The sequence below is a fragment of the Thermanaerothrix sp. genome (assembly GCF_056331585.1).
The window spans coordinates 1-15240 of the sequence record NZ_JBWGPQ010000049.1; the positions used below are offsets into that span (position 1 = coordinate 1).

At 48.5% G+C, this 15240-nt stretch carries 12 protein-coding genes; 3 read left to right on the forward strand and 9 right to left on the reverse strand.

The window, feature by feature from the left end:
* Positions 1–42 precede the first annotated feature (42 nt).
* From AC01YT_RS12610 to AC01YT_RS12620, 3 genes are all read right to left on the reverse strand, one after another.
* Positions 43–1188 carry a S1C family serine protease gene (locus AC01YT_RS12610; RefSeq protein WP_476675946.1) on the reverse strand — a complete coding sequence of 382 codons (1146 nt, stop codon included), beginning with the start codon at positions 1186–1188 and terminating at the stop codon, positions 43–45.
* A 4-nt stretch (positions 1189–1192) separates the two neighbouring features.
* Entirely contained in the window at positions 1193–2434 is a 1242-nt protein-coding gene (locus AC01YT_RS12615; RefSeq protein WP_476675948.1) for a S41 family peptidase, read from the reverse strand.
* A gap of 298 nt (positions 2435–2732) precedes the next feature.
* Positions 2733–3392 (reverse strand): pyrimidine 5'-nucleotidase, encoded by a 660-nt coding sequence (locus tag AC01YT_RS12620; RefSeq protein ID WP_476675950.1) that lies wholly within the window; start codon positions 3390–3392, stop codon positions 2733–2735.
* Positions 3393–3536: 144 nt separating this feature from the next.
* On the opposite strand from AC01YT_RS12620, the gene mutL reads away from it, so the two are divergent.
* Positions 3537–5303 carry a DNA mismatch repair endonuclease MutL gene (gene mutL / locus AC01YT_RS12625; RefSeq protein ID WP_476675952.1) on the forward strand — a complete coding sequence of 589 codons (1767 nt, stop codon included), beginning with the start codon at positions 3537–3539 and terminating at the stop codon, positions 5301–5303.
* 5 nt (positions 5304–5308) lie between these two features.
* Positions 5309–6193, forward strand: a complete 885-nt coding sequence (locus AC01YT_RS12630) for a DegV family protein (protein ID WP_476675967.1) — start codon at positions 5309–5311, stop codon at positions 6191–6193.
* Here AC01YT_RS12630 and AC01YT_RS12635 read toward each other — a convergent pair.
* Together AC01YT_RS12635 and AC01YT_RS12640 are read right to left on the reverse strand one after the other, a co-directional pair.
* Positions 6190–6966, reverse strand: a complete 777-nt coding sequence (locus AC01YT_RS12635) for an SIR2 family NAD-dependent protein deacylase (protein WP_476675954.1) — start codon at positions 6964–6966, stop codon at positions 6190–6192. The genes AC01YT_RS12630 and AC01YT_RS12635 overlap by 4 nt on opposite strands.
* Before the next feature lie 5 nt (positions 6967–6971).
* Positions 6972–8123, reverse strand: a complete 1152-nt coding sequence (locus tag AC01YT_RS12640; RefSeq protein ID WP_476675956.1) for a CpaE/TadZ family protein — start codon at positions 8121–8123, stop codon at positions 6972–6974.
* 152 nt (positions 8124–8275) lie between these two features.
* On the opposite strand from AC01YT_RS12640, the gene tilS reads away from it, so the two are divergent.
* Entirely contained in the window at positions 8276–9715 is a 1440-nt protein-coding gene (gene tilS / locus AC01YT_RS12645; RefSeq protein WP_476675958.1) for a tRNA lysidine(34) synthetase TilS, read from the forward strand.
* On the opposite strand, the gene AC01YT_RS12650 is transcribed toward tilS, so the two are convergent.
* The 4 genes from AC01YT_RS12650 to AC01YT_RS12665 all read right to left on the reverse strand — a co-directional run bounded on the left by AC01YT_RS12650 (position 9703) and on the right by AC01YT_RS12665 (position 15045).
* The gene (locus tag AC01YT_RS12650) at positions 9703–10614 is read right to left on the reverse strand and encodes a tyrosine-type recombinase/integrase (protein WP_476675960.1); all 912 of its coding nucleotides are present in this window, start codon (positions 10612–10614) and stop codon (positions 9703–9705) included. The genes tilS and AC01YT_RS12650 overlap by 13 nt on opposite strands.
* Before the next feature lie 110 nt (positions 10615–10724).
* The gene (locus AC01YT_RS12655; RefSeq protein ID WP_476675961.1) at positions 10725–11753 is read right to left on the reverse strand and encodes an LCP family protein; all 1029 of its coding nucleotides are present in this window, start codon (positions 11751–11753) and stop codon (positions 10725–10727) included.
* An 11-nt stretch (positions 11754–11764) separates the two neighbouring features.
* A complete protein-coding gene (locus AC01YT_RS12660; protein ID WP_476675963.1) occupies positions 11765–12685 on the reverse strand; it encodes a LysM peptidoglycan-binding domain-containing protein in 921 nt (306 codons plus the stop codon).
* Positions 12682–15045, reverse strand: a complete 2364-nt coding sequence (locus tag AC01YT_RS12665; RefSeq protein ID WP_476675965.1) for a GAF domain-containing sensor histidine kinase — start codon at positions 15043–15045, stop codon at positions 12682–12684. The genes AC01YT_RS12660 and AC01YT_RS12665 overlap by 4 nt, the downstream gene beginning before the upstream one ends.
* Positions 15046–15240: the final 195 nt, after the last annotated feature.

Here is a 15240-nt window from a genome sequence, read left to right on the forward strand (position 1 = left end):
GAGTGAAATTTGGCACAATATCTAAAATTAGGAAATTCTAGATTAGCGCGATTCCCCTAGGGTGAGTGTGACCTGAAGAACATGCAAACGCCGAACCAACTCAACGGTCACTTCGTCGCCCGGTTTGAAATTGAACAGCACGTTGATGAAGGGATGATTGGCATCAATGGGTAAATCCCCGATACGGGTAATGATGTCACCAGGTCGGATACCAGCCGCCTCTGCGGGACTTCCCTCGATTACTTCAGCTACATAGACTCCCCACTCTACAGGCAAATTGTACTGTTGGGCTAATGTGGGATTGATGGGTTGCCAGCGCACTCCAAGGTATGGGCGCGACACATAACCCTTTTCGATAATTTGTGTGGCCACGGCCTGAACCGTGTTTGAGGGGATGGCGAATCCCAGGCCCTCTACAGTAACACCGGTGCTTGAGGTGCGTACAATAAGCGTGTTTACCCCAACAACTTCTCCTGCTAGGTTGACCAAAGGCCCACCTGAGTTACCTTGATTGATAGCCGCATCGGTTTGGAGCAAACCTTCCAAATAATACCCCTCACCCGTATTAATGGTGCGTCCGGTGGCGCTGATGACACCGACAGTGACCGAATTTTTAAAATCCCCCAAAGGTGATCCGATCGCGATGACGGTTTCACCGGGGCGCAGGGCATCTGAGTTGCCCAATGTGACTATGGCGGGTACATCACCTTCTATCTTCAAAACCGCTAAATCAGAAAAGCGATCCGTTCCGACCATCTGGGCAGGACGCTCTTCTCCTGAAAGCAAAAGCACCTTTACCGACTCAGAGCCTTCAACAACGTGGTTGTTGGTAATAACGTATCCTTCGCGGGAGATAATAAAACCACTGCCACTAGAGGTTCCGCCGGGAATGACCCCGAAGAATCCCATCTGATCAGGCATCTTTGCGACCACGGTTACCACGGCAGGGCTGACTTTTTCTACTACCTGGGTGATGGTGGTTTCAATCTGGGTAGTTTGAATGAAAAGATGCGCAACAGGTGTGGCTTCGGTTGTTGGAGCGGGAGAAGTTATTGTGAGGGGCAGCATCGAGGTTGTCTTTTGATTTTGAAGCAGATAATAAGCTGTCAGCCCACCCCCGATCGCTCCACACAAGGTGGCCAATAGGAGCATTCCAATCAAGAACAGAAGGGAAAACGGACGCTTCATCGCTTTATTCCTGGAGCAACAATTGAATAGCCCGATCAAGTTGTGGGTCTCGTCCGGCTTTGAGATCCTCTTCGGTTAGGGGCACCTCGACATCCGGAGTGAGCCCAACGCCGTTAATCTGGCGTTCCTGAGGGGTTAACCAGCGAGCAATTGTAATGCGGACTGCGCCCTGATTATTGACCAGAGGAGTCCATGATTGCACTGAGCCTTTGCCGAATGTTTTTGTTCCGACCAATTTTCCTCGTTGATAATCCTGGATTGCTCCGGCAGTAATTTCAGAGGCCGATGCTGTTCCTTCATTTACCAATACCACCAGGGGAATATCTGTGGCAATACCATTTCCTTTGGCGCGATAGGAGATTTTTCGCCCATCCCCGTATACCTCATACATGATCACCCCATCTTTAATGAATTCTGAACTAACATCTATGGCTGCGTTCAGGTAACCACCGCCGTTATTTCTTAGATCCAGAATGATTCCTACTGGTTTCTGATCCAATAAATCCTTCAGGATGCGCCTGAGATCAGAGGCGGTTTTTTCACCAAAGGTAAAGAGACAGACATAGGCAATGTGCTGATCCAGCATTTTGCCTTCTACAGAGGGAATAGTAATCTTCTGGCGAACAATTTGCACTTCAAATGGTGTTGGCTCCCCCTCGCGTTGAATGGTGAGGGTCACTGTTGAGCCGGCTGGGCCTAGAACTCGGCGTAGAACCAGGCTTGGGTCAACGCCGGTCATATCTTCGCCATCAACGGCAATGATTTTATCTCCGGCTTTGAGTCCCGCTTTTTCGGCTGGTGAATCGGGCATGGGGCTGATAATCGTTAAAAACTCACCACTGGTATCTACCCATGCCCCAATCCCTTCATATTCTCCTTCTAGTGGTGCATTGGCTTGCTGGAATTCAAAGGGGTCCATGTAACCGGTATGAGGATCGTTGAGGGCTTCGAGCATGCCGCGGATCGCGCCGCGCATGAGGGCTTCGTCGTCAACGGGCTGATCAACGTACTGCTCATGAACCAGATCCCACGCTTGCCAAAAGGGTTTAAATAGCGTTTCCAAGGAAGTACCAGGAGTGGCTACGGGGGTGGGGATTAGTGGGAGTTGCTCTAAAACACGATTTATGAAGGCCGAGGTGGTCGCCGGTGCCCTCAAACCTACAACCAAACCAGAACCGAAACATCCTAGAGAAAAACTTAGGGCGAGTAGTACAAGTAAGGCGATGCGTACCGGTTTGGAAGACATGACATGTGCTCCAATAAGCAGGTTTTTATGGTTGAGAATTTACCTCGTAATGATGTGAAGGCGATGTGGTATCAGCAAGTGGCAGTTTACGTACAGCCTGCGCAAGTCGTTCCCACTCAGCTTCCTCATTGTGACGAAGCTCACCTAAGGAAAACCTGAGGTATAGCTTGGGTCTGCCGTGGTGCGGAGGATTATGGCGCTGCCGCCACAGAGAGACCAAGGCGAGGTTTGTAACCAGTGTGAATGCGCAGAGTAAAAGAATGATCAACCAGGCCCCAGGCGAGTCAGTGTTCATCTTTTATTCCCACTCGTCTTCAAACAAACTTCCCTGAGCGAGCACATAAGGGAGGTCTTCAATATGTCGAATATGAAAATGGCCTTGGTGAGGGTGACCGTTTTCGCTCACATGGACGGTCCAGAAACCTAAGCGCCGCGCAGTATGTAGGTTTGCAGGTAAATCGTCAATGAAAAGACAAACGCTAGGGTCGGGATTGTGAAGTTTTTGCAATAGAGTCTGAAAGGCTTCTGGAAATGGCTTGCAAGAGGGTAGCATATCCCAAATGTCGATGATTTGGGTAAAGCATCCCTCTAGATCTAACCTCTGCAGGACACGGTTGGCGTGGTTTTTATCGGCATTAGTGAAGATGACTTTAGAGTAAGGCAGCACTTTGAGCAACGTTCTTAATTCGGGATTGGGTTGGAGATAGTGTTCCAGAGGAATGTCATGGACAAATGCTAAATATTCGGCTGGATCTATGTGATATTGAAGATAAAGGCCGCGCAGCGTTGTCCCATAAGTGCGGAATAAAGTCTTCCTAAAGGGTTCAACGTCTTCGTAGGGCCGCCCTAGTTTTTGGTGGATGAACAGATCAATTCGTTTACCAATGGCTTCCCATACCCCTGAGGAAGCCGGATATAACGTGTCATCAAGATCGAAGATCAAAATTCTTGGCTTCATGCTTTGCAGTATAACGAGTTTGTGAAGGGATGAGAAGAGGTGAACTTTTATTTGGAAGGAACCTTGTGTTTTCTCTTGATAGAAGGGAGAATTTCATAGATATAATTAGATCAACCCGGTGATCATTGGTAGTCCAGGTGAACGATGCCAATACAAGTTTTGCCTGAAGAGGTGGCTGCAAAAATTGCAGCGGGTGAAGTCGTTGAACGACCGGTTTCGGTCATTAAGGAATTGGTTGAAAACGCCCTAGACGCAAAAGCAAACGAGATCACCATTGAAACCGGCAAGGCGGGGAAGCGCTTAATCGAGGTTGCGGATAATGGGTGTGGCATTTCTTATGAAGAGTTGACCCTGGCTATTGCGCGCTTTGCGACCAGCAAATTGAAAACGGCAGAAGATTTGTTCAATATTCGCACCCTTGGATTTCGCGGTGAGGCTTTGGCTTCCATTGCAGCCGTCTCGCGGTTGACGCTGATCTCTTGCCCCCCTCATGCTGAACATGGAGGAAAAATTGTTGTTCACGGGGGAAAAGTTGAAACCTATGAGCCAGCTGGTGTCCCACCAGGAACGGTTGTGCGGGTGGAGGATTTGTTCTATAACGTTCCGGCGCGGCTTAAGTTCCTCAAACAGGATTCAACGGAACGGAATTTGATCAACGCGCTGATCAGCCGATATGCTGTTGCTTACCCCGAGGTGCGGTTTCGTTTAGTTCACGATGGCAAGGTGTTTTTACAGACTTATGGGCACGGGGATCGGCGCGAAATTTTAGCGACATATTATGGGGTAGATGTGGCGCGTCAGATGCTCGAGGTCATATTAGAAGAGCCTGATTTATCCATCCAGGGGTTCACCAGCCCGATCGCGCTTACCCGTTCTAATCGAAGAGATATCACCTTTTTTGTCAATGGGCGGTGGATTCAAGATATTGCACTTACCTCTGCGCTACTTCAAGCCTATCATACCATGCTGATGGTGGGACGCTACCCTATCTCGATGTTGTTTATCTGGTTGGATCCTGAAGCGGTGGACGTCAACGTTCATCCAACTAAAGCCGAGGTACGGTTTCGTCAGCCTGAACGAGTCTTTTCAGCCGTTCAGCGTGCAGTGCGGCGGGCATTGCTCGCTCAGCCTGTCGGAATCCATATTACACCTTCCGTCTGGTCGTCAGGAACGTCTCATCAGATGATAGATCCTGCCTGGCAAATGGCCGCTGGTCTGCAAGGTGGAACTGTACCGAACAACGCTCAAGAAGTGCCTTCACCCTCGGAACCTAATACTTCGTTCCCTGCATCTTCGCCACTCAAACAGACCCTTTTACCTGAGTCTCGCATTCCTTTGCTCCGTTTAGTAGGACAAGTAGGGGCAACGTATTTAGTAGCCGAAGGTCCAGATGGGCTCTATCTGATTGATCAGCATGCTGCTCACGAACGGGTGCTGTTTGAGCGAATGTGGCGTGAACGAGAGCAAGGGTTGGCAGTTCAGCCTTTATTGAATCCGCAACCCATTCGGGTACCGGGGGTTAGAGTAGATGAATTTCAACACTATGTACCGATGTTGCGACAATGGGGTTTTGAGGTCGAGCCTTTTGGAGGGGATACCTTTTTGATACGATCTGTTCCGGCTGTTTTAAGGAACAGTGATCCGGTTGTGATATTGCAGTCTCTCTTGGATTCCTTCGAGGAAGACGAATCTCTGTTAGAAAGAGAAATGGAAGCAAGACTGATTGCACGGATTTGCAAACGGGCCGCGGTCAAAGGCGGACAAGTGCTCTCGCGTGAGGAACAGGAAGCTTTACTGAGAGATTTGGAAGCGTGTGAATCGCCACGGACTTGCCCGCATGGGCGGCCTACAATGATTCATCTCTCTGTTGAAGTGTTGGAACGTCAGTTCGGACGACGGGGAAGTCGTTGAATAATGTGAAAGAGGAGTGTCAGAGATCTATGCTGGTAGTCACAGACAGCGCTGCAGATTTTGCCCCCGAGCAAATAGAGGGATTGAAAATTCATGTGGTCCCGTTATATGTGATATTTGGTGAAACCACCTATCGGAGTGGTGTGGATATCAGCCATGAGAATTTTTATCTTCGTTTGCGTGGGGGAGAAATGCCTCGAACATCTCAACCCTCGGTGGGTGAGTTTGTTTCGGTTTATCGTGAACTAGCAAAACTAGATCCGGAGATCCTTTCAATTCATTTATCCTCTGCACTCAGTGGTACGCTTAGCGCAGCCCGCACGGCTGCTGCGATGGTGCCTGAAGCGAGAGTCACTTTTTTTGATACCGGTGGTATTTCGGTCATTGTGGGGTGGTGTGCAGAGATGGCAGCCAAAGCAGTTCAGGCTGGTTGGTCATTGGAGCGTATTCTTCAACTATTGAACCGAATACGAGACAAAATGTTTGGTATCTTTATGCTACCAACACTCAAGTATATTATTGCAGGAGGCAGGGTAGGGCACCTCAGGGGGTTAGTAGGTTCTGTAATGAATATTAAACCTATCATGGCGTTTGATTTAAGAGCGGGGATTATTATCGAACTGGGTAAGGAATTTTCACTACGGCGAGCGATTTTGGCGCAAGCAGACTACATTGCCAAGCGATTTTCTCCCGGAAGTCCTTTGAGAATTCAAATTGCGCATAGCCAAAATCCAGAAGGCGTGACAATTCTGACTGAACGCCTCAAGTCGTTGTTTAAGTGTCACTTCTTACCACCGGCTACTATTGGGCCGGTGCTAGGTGCTCATGGGGGGGGAGGCATTGTGGGGGTTGGAGTAGCGCCTATGGAGATATTCGAGGATTTGGCTTAGACAGAGTTACCCAATATGAGGGTAGCAATTGGTGGAATGACTTCCAGAACATCACGGTGAAGGACAAGGGTAGCTTCGTGATCCAGATAGGTGGGGGAGAGAGTAATAATCGCCACCTTACCGCCTTTCTCTAGGGTATAGATGGGTAGTTGAGCAGCGGGAATCACTTCAAGTGAGCTGCCTATCACCATTAAAAGATCGGCGTTCTCACAATGTTGTTGTGCCTCCTCCCAGGCTTCGACAGGAAGCATCTCTTCAAAGAGCACAATATTGGGCTTAAGAAAAGCGCGACAATTGGGACAACGAGGTGGAATACCTTGAGTGAGAAAAGATTCAATGAAGTTCTCCGCTTTATACTGGCGCTGGCAATTCAAGCACGAGAGGGTGCGTAGTGAGCCATGAAGTTCAATGACTTGAGTAGCGCCAGCGCGCTGATGCAGATTATCAATATTCTGGGTGATAATGGCTTTTAAGTAGCCTGCTTTCTGAAGTTCAGCCAGCGCTTTGTGAGCCGCGTTTGGTTGGGCGTACCATAACTTTTCGGCAAGCGGTCGCAGCCACCCAAAAAAACGGTGGGGGTGGTGGCGAAATGCGCGCCAGGAGGCAACCTCTAAAGGGTGGTCACGTTTCCAAAGGCCGGTTTGAGGGGAACGGAAATCGGGAATTCCGGAGGGAGTGGAAATACCGGCACCGGTTAGAGCCACCACATGGTGTCCGTTGCGTATCCATTCGGCTAACGTATGGATAGATTTTTCCAATTGTGGGTCAGACATAACGGTTAGACCCGTGTGCGTTCAACATACTGGGATGCTAGCTGCATAATCTGTTGGGCGTAAAGCCCCTCAGGTTGTATATGTAAAAGAGGCACTGAGCGCAAAGCCGCATGATAGGCTAGTTCAGGTACCGGGGATATCGTTGCACTCACAGCATGTTCCAGAGTGTCCTGCACTTGGGTTATTGTGTATTGAAGATCAGCCCGCATGCGGTTATTGAGCACAATAGACATGATTTTAGATTTTCCAAAGCCATATCCTTCAAGATCGGTGATCAAACGACGGGTAAGTCTTAGGGTAAAAGGCTGAGATTCGGTGACGATCATGACCTCGTCACATTGATTAAGGATATCAATATAACCGGGGAGAAACGGGGTTCCAATATCCAGGATGATCAGTGATGCTAATGTGGCCAGGTGACGAGTAATGGCAACCAGTTTTTCGCCCATTCCGGAGAAGAGCGGAGTATAACCTTCTATCTGGCGCGGCGACAACAATAATCGCACCCCCAACGTCGTGCGCAGAAGTTGATTATCCACCGTAGAACGAGTGATTTCGTGAAGAGGAAGACTGAGCAGTGCTTTCAGGGCTTGATCATCATGGAGACTTAGCATTTCAGCCCATATCCCTTCGCCAAGGCGAAGTTCAGCCAGCACAACGTCACTTTTACTACGTTGGTAGCATGCCAGCCCCAGATTTAGGGCTAGGGTTGAAAGTCCTATACCCCCCTTAGCCGCAGTAAGGCCAAGGACGTATCCTCGGGGTAGAGCGGCTTCCCGACGGGCACGGCTTCGCCCGAGTAGGGCTTTGATATGAGCAATCAGCTCGGCCGGGTGAATCGGTTTTGTAAGATAATCATCGGCACCTGCCTCGTAACCCTCAACCTTGTCTTCTACTTGAGATTTTGCGGTGAAGATTAGGACAGGAATTGAACCGGTTTCCGGATTTTGGCGCAGTCGGCGAGTAACTTCAAATCCATTCAGGCCTGGCATCATCACGTCAAGAAGGATAAGATCGGGTCGCTCACGTAAAGCAACCTGTATCCCTTCTTCTCCCGATGCAGCGGTGAGAATATGATAACCTTGCTTTTGTAACATCAACCCAACCAGCCGTAAAGTTTCCAGATCATCATCAATGACTAAAATTTTTTCTGCCATGTAGAAGTTACTCCCAGATTCATTATTCCTTTGCAGTCTAGCATAATCTTAAAAGCGAGACAAGTCCGAAGACTTAGTAAAACTCAACCCCAACCGAAACTTGAGGTCGGTAAGAAGGATTTATAATCCACTTTTAGGAGAAACGACAAAGGATGCGATTAGTAGACGAGTCCTTGCTGTGTGAGATTTGTGGGCTGAATAAAAATTCTCCAATTTTAGTAGGCGTTTCAGGAGGTCCAGATAGTGTCTTTTTGTGGCGTCGCCTGCTAGAATTGGGGTTTCCGGTTGTGGTTGCTCACTTTGATCATAACTTGCGTCCCGATTCCCGGGCAGATGCCGAGTGGGTGAAGGAACAGGCAAGTCGTCTTAATTGTCGCTTCATTCTAGGGCAGGGTGACGTCAAAACATATGCGAAGCAATCAGGACTCTCACTCGAGGCCGCTGCTCGACAAATGCGGTATCACTTTCTCTTCGAGGCAGCGGAGGCAAATATGTGCCAGGCAGTGGCTGTTGGACATACTGCGGATGATCAGGTGGAAACCGTTCTGTTACACCTTTTGCGAGGAAGCGGGCTTAAGGGACTATGTGGTATGCGTTTCCGCATGATCTTAGCAGAATTTTCAACCAGTATCCCGCTGGTACGCCCACTTTTGGGGATGTGGCGGAGGGATATCGAGGTGTATCTGGCACAAAACAAGATTACCTTTCGTCAGGATACAACGAATCGTGATTCACGGTTCCTGCGCAATCGGGTACGCCATGAACTTCTTCCGATCTTAGACACCTACAATCCCCAAATTCGACGTCATTTATGGCAGATGTCTTTCAGTTTGCAGGCTGATTATCAAATTGTGGATCACGCGGTACAAAATGCCTGGCAGCGCTGCCTGGGGGAAGAAAGGCCGGATTATTTAACTTTCAAACGGGCTGAGTTTTGTACCGAGGTTGAAGGCGTGCGGGCAAATCTAGTTAAAGAAGCGGCTGGCCGGTTCTCGCGCGACCTATATGGGAGTAATTTCGTTTCGATCACTCGGGTGATGCGGTTTATTCAAAGTGGACAGCCAGGGCAGGTTGAAATGGAAGGTGGTGTTCAAGTAGTTCTTGACCATTCTTTGATTTATTTCTTTCCGCGTGGAAATTGGCCGGTCATGCCTCAGTGGCCATTAGTCTCCCCTGGGGCATTAATCGAAATTGATGTCCCAGGGTATTTAGTTCTAAATGAAGGGTGGATCTTGGAGACCTCTTTGGCTCAATCCCATGAAATCGCTGTATCAGGTGGACAAGATCCTTTTACAGCCTATCTAGACTATGACACTCTACGCCCACCGCTTTTATTAAGGACAAGAAAACCAGGTGATCGCTTTTGGCCTTATGGCATGTCAGAGCCGATGCGCCTCTCGGATTTTATGGTTAACGTCCATTTGCCACGCTGGGTGCGCGATCGTTGGCCGCTCGTCTTCTCAGGAGATTCGCTGGTATGGGTTCCGGGTTTCCGCATTGCCCATCCCCATCGGCTTACACCGTTCACCCGTGAAGTATTGAAATTGAGAATGTATCGTCAGGGCGAGTCTTCCAGTGATCATTGCTGTTGAGTAACTTCATTTGCCAACAGCTGTAACTTCATTCCGATTTCCCGCCATTGAATCTTTGAGACCCCTAATTTTTGGCGAATCTGCTCACGATCCATGCCTGAAAGCCAGTCTCGAAGTGCACATGTCCAGCGACACATGTCAAAAGAGAGGTGCTTGGTAAGACCGGCCTCTTCACCCAGGTCTTCAAGCAAGTACTCCAAGCGCCGCGCAGACCAAGGGAATAATGTTTCTCGGGGTTGGTATTGTTCCAGATATTCGTGATAGGCCTCAATCCAGCTCGGGGTAAGAGAGAGTTTGCGTTCTTTATAGCGGTTACGAGGATGGCTATAGCGGACAAAGAGAAAAGGAGCCTCAGGATTAGAGGTGTCAATGTGATTTAGATGAACATTGAGACATTCCCCTTTCTTGATACCGGTTTGGAGCAGCAAACTCACTAGGGTAAAAGGACGTGCATCAGGTTTGCGGGCGCGCCGGTAAGACTCGGCAACGTCCAAAATCTTTTGCTCTTCCTCGAGGGTAAGTACTTGGGGTAGGGGGCTAATGACAGAATATTGGATGACTTTTTCAGCCGGGTCGGTAGTAATTCGCCCATTTTGATAGAGCCAGCGGAAAAAGGCCTTGATGGCAGTGATCCGGCGGGCAAGGCTTTTGGGGCTACAAGGGACACCGCGCCCGTATTGTAACCAACTCAAGAAATTGTTTAATTCCCGGGTGGTGACTTCCCCAACTGCACGATCCGGAGGAAGATAACTTGCTAGCAACGAGAGGTCACTGATGAAAGATTTGATCGTGTATGGGGATTTACCCTGATCCTGAAGATAAATTTCCCAAGCACGGATGATCGGGATTATAGGGGTCTGAGCCGTGATGTGAGGAGGAATTTCAAAATGTTCATTCATAAAAGGTCTCCAGGTTTTCGTATAGATAAATTAATTATAGGAGTCTTTGACAAAATTGACCAGACCTTTCGAAAATGAGGGTCTGGTCAATTTTTTATTAGGTGTTGGGGTTATTGAGCGTTCAGGGCTTGGCGTAATATTTCGCGGATAGCCTCGATATTAGGAAGAAGCACATAGGCGCCACTTTCGGTTGTGGTTGGCGTAACTAGGCCAGGACCGATGGTATAACGCTGGATGCGGGAGGGGTCGGCCAACAATTGAGGAGCAAGGGGCGCTAATGAGAGGGCGACATCAAGAGGAAGATTAGTCTCTACACTAGAGCGGTAATATTCGTAGAGTTCTGGAGCACGGGCAATCGCATTTAGGCTCATCAATTTATTGAACAATGCAATTAGGACTTCCTGCTCGCGACGTGTGCGGTCAAAGTCACTGGTGCTATAACGCGAACGTACATACCATAGGGCAGTTTGTCCATCCATGTGTACCAAACCCGGACCAACGGAACAATAGCCGTTTTGAGCCTGAGGAAGTTTGCACTGATCCGTGAGATTCTTGGCGGCATAAACATCAATGCCACCCAAACTATCAACGATGTTTACAAACCCCTGAAAGTTGGTGAGTATGTAATAATCAATCGTGATCCCAAAGTTCTGCTGGAAAGTAGCTACGGTCAGCGGGAACCCACCAGCTGGGTGGGCGGTGTTGATGCGGTTTTTACCTCGTCCCGGAATATCCACATAAAGATCGCGGGGGAACGAGACTAGGCTGGCTGTTCCCAATTTAGGGTTGAGCGAGACTAGAAGAATAACGTCAGTGCGGTATCCGGCTCCAGGGCGCCAATCTGAGCCTAACACAAGAATATTGACCTGTCCTTCTGCGGGGGTGATCTCCCAGGGAATGCCCGTTGCGGTCGGTTCTTGGGTGGGTTGAGGTAACTCCGGCGTGTTCATTACTTCGGGGGTAATGATTTGGGGAAGAAATGGGGTCGGGGTGGCTGTGGCATCAGGAGCAACGGTAACCAGTTGTTGTGCTATGGGAATCACACCACTTTGACTGGTAATTTGAGCTGGCAGATTACAAGCCAAAATTAATGCAAAAATTAGTAAAGGTAGGGTAAGAAACAGAAAGAATCTTTTCATAATCTGAACACTTATAGGGGATTGAGTTTATTATAAGACGATTGTGGCAACTTAAAAGTTTCATCCCATTCGGTGCCACCAATTACCATTGTGGTTTCTGTTGCAGTAGGTGTAGGTGTCTCTGTAGGAGTAGATGTAAGTGTCTCGGTAAGAGTAGAGGAAGGGGTAATAGACGCTGTCAGGGTGGGTGTGAGCAATTCTGTTGGGACCGGGGAAAAGGACGGGGTAAGAGTAGCCGTTGGTATTACTACGGTAAAAGTCGCTGTGGGGGGCATGGGGGTGCGGCTTGGGAGTATTACCTCGGGTTGAGGCGACGTTGTCGGTGTGAACGTACGTGTGGCAACGTTGGGTACTCGCAAGTATTGGCCGGTAATAATTACATCGGTTTCTAGGCAATTGGCCTGTTTTAGCCACCATACACTGATTCCATATAACCCACTGATGCGCGTTAAGGTGTCTCCACGCTGAACCCGATAAAAAATCCAGCCGGGAGGCACAGTGCATCCCGTAGTAGTTGCGCTAATCAGGTTGGGGGTTGAGTGTGTAATCGTAGGAGGAGGTAGGTATAGAATGGTACCTGGCATAAGATTTTGACTGATCAGGCAATTGCTCGTTGTTAGTTGCTCAATGGAGATCCCTGCTTGAAGGGCGAGGTCCTGCAACGTTTCTCCGGGTTGTATTAAGTGCGGTACCCAATTGCTTGGAATCGGGCAAGTTAGCTCGATGTATGGGGTGTCGGTGGTCGTGGCGATCGGGAGACTCGTGCCAATGGGGAGGAGGATTGGGGTCAAGTTGGGGGTTGGTAATACAGTAGGTGGGGGTGAAATGGTTGTTTTCAAATCGCTACTCGCGAGGAAGAATGCCCCAATCACGAGGAGCGTGGAAAGGATACCCCATCCCAGCCCCGGCCAAAGCATTGACCATTTTCTCATGAGATCTCATCTGCCGTATAAGTTGTTGCAATAGGTAAAAGGATATTTACAACCGTAGCATGGGTAAACTTATCGCTGTCAATATACACTCTGCCACCGTTGGCTTCAATGAGGGCTTTGACGAGACCAAGATTTAGTTCTTCTTTACCGATTTGTGACTGTGGTTTCTCAATGGAAGAGATGCCATACAACCTCCGACGCGATACGTTCTTTTCATTTTCCCAGGATGCAATTGAAATCTGGAAAGCAAGGAAGGGTGATGCATTAGATCCCATATCAGTTAGGGCACGCACAGTAAGCTCACTTTCAGCGGACATGTTCTTTGACATTTGTTGTAGAAGTTGAATAAGGATCTGATAAAGGTTATCCGGGTTTAGACGCACTTTGGGTAATTCTGAGGGGAGATCTAGGCGAATGCTGATTTCATATTGCTGGAATTGAGGCGCAAGGTCATTTAGGACTTGATCAATGATCGGGCCAACTTCAGTCGTTGTGCTCATAATTTCAATAGAGTGTTGAGTAAGGGAGGAAATGACCTCTAGGAGTTGTTCGAGTAAATCCCGAGTTTTCATTGTGGCGACGCGGGTGCGCTCAAGAAATTTGCGTTGAAGAGCGCTTAAGATACCAATAGTTTCTCCCATCAGGAGATCCACATAGCCAAGGATAGAAGAAAGCGGTTGTCGCATTTCTTGGATCAAAGAGATCAGTACTTCTTGCTGTGCAGAAGGCAATCCATAAGGCTGTTTGGCGCTTTGCTGGAGTTTAAGGATTTGAATGTTGGCTTCGGCCAGAGCATTTTGTAGGCGGGCAACTTCTTCGAGCGTAGAACGGAGTTCGTTTTCGAGGTGTTCAATTTCAATGCTAGAAGGGACTTTTTGCTGGCTCTCGGCAAGCATTTCTTTGAGCGCGCGATTTTCGGCCTGAAGGGCTTCAATGGTGTCCTGAGATGTACGTTGTAAATTAAGAAGCACCTCTAAGTCGTTTGCGGGAACGGCTAAAGAAGCCTGTGTCACATCAAAAGATTTACGAAGGGCTTCATTTTCCTTCTGAAGGCGATCCAATTTGTCTTGGAGCGCTTGCAACTGTTGTTCGATGAGGGCAGCGTTATCTTTTAGATAACGATATTCTGAGTCCATGTTGAGAATGGCAGTAATTTTTTGGCTCAGCAATTGTAAGCGGTTTAATTCCTCAGGTGTCCAAGTGTGGTTTGAATAAGGAGTAAGCAAAACCATCAATCCATTGTCCGAGCCGGAGAGTTGGAAGGGAACGGCCAGCGTCGAGCCAATATGCTCCAAACCAAGCAGGGTGGCTAAGGCTTGGTCTTGATCCCAGGTGGAATTGCTTGGAATCAGTAAGGGTTTCTTGAGGTTTAGGGCATTGGATAATTTGGGGAAGCGCGCAGCCGGAGCGTAATTTTGCCCAATAGGCTCATCTCGTACTAAATCGTAGCCTGCTTCTAATCTCAAGCGTCCGGGATTTTCCATGTCCTGACGCAAGAGTAGGGAAAGATCCGCTTGGAAGGTGTGAGCAATTGCACGGGACAATTCCTGGAGAAGGTTGTTCTTCCCGATTTTGCAAGCCACATCACTCCAATAAAAGATGCTTTGGATGGAAGGTTTTGGCGATGAGGTTGTGAGAGCAGCGGATTCGTTGGGTGTGTCAGCAGAAAAGGAGGAGGTATTTAACCGCATGATACGCTGTATCAGAGCGGGTAAAAGCGGGAATGCGCACAACTGGGCCAAGCGTAAATAAGCTGGTGCATCTGACTGTCGTGGATCAAGTGCAAAGAAAAGAAGTCCTCCAAGCAGAATAAGCCCCATAAAAGCGAATCCCTCACTTGTAGGGTTGTCGTTGGGGCGTAAAAACGCGACAATAAGGCTCATACCCGCAAGTGTAACGATGAGGCCGGTCCAAATTTGATCGAATCGGGTAATGTTATAAGCCGATGACACTTCTAAAGATTGGGTGAGTAAAGTCTCGATCAAGAAAAGAAGCAGGAGGAGTATCGTGAGTACCAAGAAGAGCCGATTTGCACGAAGGTTGGGCAATGGAAAAAGCCAAAGCCGCCCTAGCCAGAGTAACGTGATGGCTGAAACCATTCGTTCTAGGGAGGGAAGGATAAAGCGAGATAGAATTAAGTTTTGCCAGGCTAATGCAGCACTGACAAAAAGAACAATTTGACCGGCGAGGATGATGATGAGCCCTTGGTTAAGGCTCCGACGCGCAGCAGGGATCAGTTCAAGTGGCCAGGAGACAACACTCTGAAAGGCGAACAGAACGGAAAAGGCCAGAACAAGGTGGAAGAGGAGATTGCCAGGCGGTGTGATAATAAGTGAAAGCAACTGATTAAGCGCGTTCATTGAGCTGGGGGTGAGACCTTTTTCTAGGGTAAATATGGTGCAATTTATTTGCCAATTGTAAGGTTAATGTTATTTTACTATGGTAGGCTCAGGATGGTGTGAGTTGGGTTATGTAATTGGGAGAGCAGACAAGGTCGGTTAAGTTTGGGTTGACAAATTTGGGGGGCTGCCTTAAAATTTTATTGAAAACGCCAA

Coding starts and splice junctions, on each gene's coding strand:
- AC01YT_RS12610 (WP_476675946.1), bottom strand. CDS start 1,188: ATGAAGCGTCCGTTTTCCCTTCTGTTCTTGATTGGAATGCTCCTATTG.
- AC01YT_RS12615 (WP_476675948.1), bottom strand. CDS start 2,434: ATGTCTTCCAAACCGGTACGCATCGCCTTACTTGTACTACTCGCCCTA.
- AC01YT_RS12620 (WP_476675950.1), bottom strand. CDS start 3,392: ATGAAGCCAAGAATTTTGATCTTCGATCTTGATGACACGTTATATCCG.
- mutL (WP_476675952.1), top strand. CDS start 3,537: ATGCCAATACAAGTTTTGCCTGAAGAGGTGGCTGCAAAAATTGCAGCG.
- AC01YT_RS12635 (WP_476675954.1), bottom strand. CDS start 6,966: ATGTCTGACCCACAATTGGAAAAATCTATCCATACGTTAGCCGAATGG.
- AC01YT_RS12640 (WP_476675956.1), bottom strand. CDS start 8,123: ATGGCAGAAAAAATTTTAGTCATTGATGATGATCTGGAAACTTTACGG.
- tilS (WP_476675958.1), top strand. CDS start 8,276: ATGCGATTAGTAGACGAGTCCTTGCTGTGTGAGATTTGTGGGCTGAAT.
- AC01YT_RS12650 (WP_476675960.1), bottom strand. CDS start 10,614: ATGAATGAACATTTTGAAATTCCTCCTCACATCACGGCTCAGACCCCT.
- AC01YT_RS12655 (WP_476675961.1), bottom strand. CDS start 11,753: ATGAAAAGATTCTTTCTGTTTCTTACCCTACCTTTACTAATTTTTGCA.
- AC01YT_RS12660 (WP_476675963.1), bottom strand. CDS start 12,685: ATGAGAAAATGGTCAATGCTTTGGCCGGGGCTGGGATGGGGTATCCTT.
- AC01YT_RS12665 (WP_476675965.1), bottom strand. CDS start 15,045: ATGAACGCGCTTAATCAGTTGCTTTCACTTATTATCACACCGCCTGGC.